The following is a 5,199-nucleotide window of genomic DNA, read 5'->3' on the forward strand; positions in this document are numbered from 1 at the left end:
CTGTGTCCGCCAAGAAGAGATTTGGAGCTGGATGGGAGGCAAGATCAAGGCCATCGGAGTCCGCTCAAGATCGGACCGGTGACCGAAGGTAACGCTGTGAACGAAAGAAGAACCGAAGAGGGCAGGTGGCCGGAGTGGAGAAACGAAGCGGTCGCCTTTGAAATTAGGGCCTAACCAACTTCAATCCAAGGGCCGTGCTTACAACAGCGGCCGGAACCCCTCTGCCTGTCCACTGCCTGTCCTCCCCACGCGCCAAATGAATTCTTTCTCCAGAGGACCATCAGGGTGATCTTCCCTGATGGTTTTTCTTTCCGGGTCATTTTTTTCACAGGCTGGACCGGCAGGCAATGACGACTGCATCGGATGGTTACCTGGAGCCCCTGTCACGTCTTGCAATGCTAGCGTAACTTTCAGCTCAACCTTTACGTTAGCAGCCCCCGCTCGTCTCCGGCCAAGTAACTTTCGGCTCAACCCTTACGTCAGCAGCCCCCGCTCGTCTTCGGCCAAGTAACCTTGTCTTCCTAGCTAGCGCTAATCCGACATTTCGTGACTTTCAGCGACCAATGAGCAGATCGGCGGTGATGATCTTAAGAGCGAAAATCGCGCTTGCAAGGCGAGAAGCCGCGCTCGCCTGCGCTGCAAGCACGATTTTCGTGCTTAATTCGTGCCGGCACTTTGACGGAGACCAACCAAAACCCTCGACCCGGAGGTCGAGGGCTTCCTATGTTTCTACGAATGGTTACAAATACGAGCATTAGGTCATGGAACCATATAGCCGAAGCTGTGAGAAGGCTGCTAGAATTTTACTGTGTTGGAACCGGTTACAAAGGGGGTGTTAATTAATCTATGAAGAGGGCGAGGAACAACGCGCGGGTACTCGGTATCGGTGTCGGTGTCGGTGCGGTGTGTGTGCTGATCGGGATCCAAACGGCCCTGTTAGGCGGGTGTGCCAAGCCGGAAGCTCAAGCCCAAGCCCATGCCGCCGTGGCTAACCCGGCTAACGCGACGGACGTGGTGGTCACCGGAGCTAACCTGGCTAACGTGACGGCCGCCGTGGCGACCGTAAACGGCGAGGTCGTGGAAGCGAGAGAATTCGCGGCTTTTTTGATGGCGGAACGCTCGAAGGTTTATGCCTATTTCCAATCCAAATACGGAGCGGAGGACAGTCACGCATTCTGGAACAAGCCTTACAACGGGGAAACGCCCATGGACAAGATCATCAGCGATACGTGGAAAAAGGTTGTCGCGGCGAAGGTCCAACAATCGCTCGGCGTCCAAGCAGGCTTCCTGCAGGACACCAGCTACACGGCGTACTTGAAGCAACTGCAGGCGGAAAATGAACGGCGACTACAAGCAGCAAGGAACGGCAAGCCGATCTACGGCCCTAAGCAGCTCGAGGCGAAAACATACTATGACATGCGGCAATCGCAGCTTTTGGAGGATCTACGGCGAAGGCATAACGAAAGCGATGTCGTCGCCGATGCGGACATTACCGCCTACTACGAAGCGAACAAGCGCGATTTTATGAAGGCAGGCTCAACGAAAGTAAGAATGATCACGCTGGTTTACCCGATGGCGAATGACGCGGCCGGCCGCTTGAACGCGGAGAATCGTCTGCAAGAGATCGCAAAGCGTGTGGCGGCAGGCGAGGACTTCCAAACCGTAACCGACGGCTACTGCAGCAATCAGCCTACCGTCTTCAGTTGCAAGGAACAAACCTTCGACGGGACGACCGCCAAGATGGATGTGATGACCCACCCCGCTCTCGCAGCAGCAGCCAAACCATTGATCAAGGAGGAAGTCAGCGGAATCATCGAAGACAACCAAATGCTAAGCCTGCTTCAAGCAGTGGACAAGCAGGCGGAATCATTAGTTCCGCTCAGCGAAGTGAGCAAAGGGATCGCCCAGAAGCTAAGCGATCAGGCGTTCGAAAGGTTCCTTCAGGATCAGGCCAACCTCGCTCGACTGACAAAGAACGAAGAGGCCATGAAGGCTGCGGCCGCTCAAGTACTGCTCAGCAACAAATGAAATCGAAATAGAAGAGGAGGTAGTGGTTTGAGAAAAAACATCGCCATTCTGACCTTGGCAGCGCTCTTTTTCAGCTTGATTCCCCTAGGAATTTCTGAGGTCAAGGCCGATCCCGTCATCGTTTTGTCTGAAAATTTCGATAATACTCCGGTAGGTCAGGTACCGACAGGGTGGGTTGCCACATCGAGTCCCAATTTGGTCGGCGTCCTTCAAGACTCGGGGAACGGCTACTTGTCCACGACCGAGAATAGCAATCAAGTAGCGAACACAGCCACTTACAACTTTGCCGCTCCGATCACCACTTCCTTCAGCGCAGACCTGCGCGCCAAGACCAGTACGATCAGCTCGGGCTTCGAAGGCTACTTCTTTGCCCTGAAGGATCCGAGCGGCGCCAAGGTGGTCGAGCTGTTGTTTTTCGGGGACCGGATATCGCGCAGATCCGGTAACAATGATAAGACCACGGTCAAGTCTGGCATTGTGGCGAACCAATGGTACAGCATTCATGTCGATGTCGATATGACCGCCAAGAAGTACAGCGTCTCGATCGACGGCACACCGATTGCCTCGGCCACGAATATTGCCCTTTATACGCCTACCGCTACCGAAGTTTCCCAATATTCGTTCTCTTCGTACCGGCTTCAGAACGGCACCATTTCCGTGGACGATATCCTTATTGTCAAAGAGGATGACGGCCAGGGCCCTGTCAATCAGGCTCCCTCCGCGGTGACCTTGAGCGTGTACGGCACGCCCGCACCAGGAAATACGCTGACCGGCGGCTATGTATTCAGTGATGCGGAATCGGATCCGGAAGGCGCGTCCGTCTACCAGTGGTATCGGGGCACCCAATCGAACGGCTCGGATAGAACAACGATCACGAATGCCGTGTATGCAGAATATACGGTTGTTCCTGCCGACATAGGGAAATTTCTATTCTTCGGCGTAACGCCCGTTGCTCAGGAGGGGACCACAACCGGTACCCAAGCCGTAAGCACAGGGGTATACGTACCGACACCGCCTACTTCCGCGGATGCTGGGACCGTAACGGGCCACTCGATCACCTTTGACGGCAGCGGGCGGTTTACCGATGATCTCACCGATTTCTCGCAAGTGTTCAGTCATAAAGGAACGACCCTTAGCAACAGCAGCGCAATTGGCGCAGCAGGCGATTTCTCGTACTATTCCGCGGCGAATGAGTTCAAGTCCATGGATCTCGAAGTGACTTATAACAAATGGGCGCTGAACTTCACGGTCCAGAATGAGCTGTCCGTCGTGGAAGCCGTGTACAACAGCCAAACCGGCGCGTTCGAGAACGGCAAGACGGTTACGCTTGTGCGCAAGCTGCGTCCGGAGCTCATGTCCGGCGTTCAATACGTGAAAGCTACATATTCGACGGCCGAGCCGATCACGCCGGGAACGAGGTATCTTCGCGTGATCCTTCCGCAGGCCGGGTTCTACGGGGATGCAGCGACCGCGAGCGACTTCAAGATCGATCAGGTCGTCATCGAAAGCTCGCTTTCCTCGACAAGGCCGATGGACGGTTATCTGATTGACGATACATCCGGTTTCTCCAAGTATGTGGCCGGGACGGATACCGCGAATCTGCAGGTGGTCAACCCGTCGAATATCGCCGATATCCGGACGTTTGGCACCAACTCCTATATCAAGCGCCGAGATACGACCGTTGCTTCAATGATGACGTATGCGGCCCCTGCGGGAAAAGATTTCAAAACTGCCTATGTAGAAGGCTACTACTTCGGCAATCTCCCTAGCAGCCAGGCGATGGAGCTGTGGACATCCGTCAACGGCACCGATTTCACGCTTTGGAATATTGCCGGCGTTTACAAGCATCCGGCCTTCGGCTCCTCGGCCAACAACAGCATCCCGGATGTGCTGCAAGCGAATTATTTGCCTACGGGAGTGAAGTATGTCCGCGTGAAGCTCGTCGGCAATACGGGCAACGGCTTCCCTTATTTGACGAAAATGGCGTTCGGCTATGGGGCGGAGGTTCCTGTGACTCCTGTCGACACGGACATCGTGATCAAACGCGCTTCAGGCGAAATCGTGCTGGACGGCGTTGTAGCTACCGATGCGGACGGAAATCCGACCGGGGAATGGGCTGACGCCGAGCTGATGCGCATTCAGGGCGTAATCGACAACAACGGGGACAGCCACAGTGCGAATATTTATTTCAAATACGATGAGAAAAAGCTGTATCTAGGCGCCAAAGTGAAGGATCCGACCCCGATGATCAATACGAAGACGGGAACAGGGATCTGGAACGGCGACGTGATTGAATTGTTTATGGGCACGGAGGATCTCGATTATACGCTGTATCCCGATAAAAAGGGGACGATGCTTCCGACCGACATTCAATTGGTTCTCGGGAGCGGCATCGACTTCGGGTATCAATCCTACATGACGATTAATGGAGTGAACTCCAAACCGTCCGTCTTCATGGAGCTCAAGAAGGATGCGGATGGAAAAGGCTATACGATGGAGGCGGCCATTCCACTGCATGTGTTGGGCTTATCCCAGCCATGGACGGGCAAACCATTCATCCTGAACGCTTTCCTGAGCGACGGAGGTTTTGCAAGCCGGGGGCAGTGGGGCTGGACGATCAACGGCGAGGCTAACAAGAAGGTAAGAGGAAATTTTGGTAAAATCGCCTTCGAGGAGACGGATGCGCCTCCGGCTGAAATGGCCTTGAATGCGGTAGTTGCGCCAAGCGCGCAGTTCGTTACGGTGACCGGGCAAACGTATTATGTGGCGAACAGCTATGTGACGATGGCGATGCAGAATGAAGCGGGTGCCACGATCGGATTCGATCAGACGCTGAGCGATGCGAACGGCAACTTCGAATTCGTGTTCGATGTCAGCGGGCTGCCGAATCGGAAAGGCGCTTATACGGTCAAAGTCGGCGGTCAAGGCATTCAGGTTCCGCAGTTGGCTTCCTTCACGGTAGGCGACGGAACCTCGACAATCTCGCCGGTAACGGCTTCGTTTGACAAGAATACCGCTAATCAAGCCGATGTGCTCGTGGAAATGACTTTGAATGGGAATACGCTCGCGGCCGTCCGAGACGGAACAACTGTGCTGACGGAAGGGACGGACCTCGTAGTGAATGGCACGCAGGTGACGCTGTCCAAGACGTACCTTGCGACACTGCCTGTT

2 protein-coding genes are annotated in these 5,199 nt (G+C 54.8%); both read left to right on the forward strand.

Annotated features, from left to right (window positions below):
- The first annotated feature begins 846 nt into the window (after positions 1-846).
- The gene (locus tag PKO02S_RS31520; RefSeq protein WP_127589188.1) at positions 847-2,028 is read left to right on the forward strand and encodes a peptidyl-prolyl cis-trans isomerase; all 1,182 of its coding nucleotides are present in this window, start codon (positions 847-849) and stop codon (positions 2,026-2,028) included.
- A gap of 27 nt (positions 2,029-2,055) precedes the next feature.
- The coding region (locus PKO02S_RS33530) for a X2-like carbohydrate binding domain-containing protein (RefSeq protein WP_246067662.1) at positions 2,056-5,199 on the forward strand (3,144 nt) is incomplete at its 3' end.

This window comes from Paenibacillus koleovorans NBRC 103111 (genome assembly GCF_004000845.1).
In the GTDB taxonomy this organism is placed as follows: Bacteria; Bacillota; Bacilli; order Paenibacillales; family NBRC-103111; genus Paenibacillus_AA; species Paenibacillus_AA koleovorans.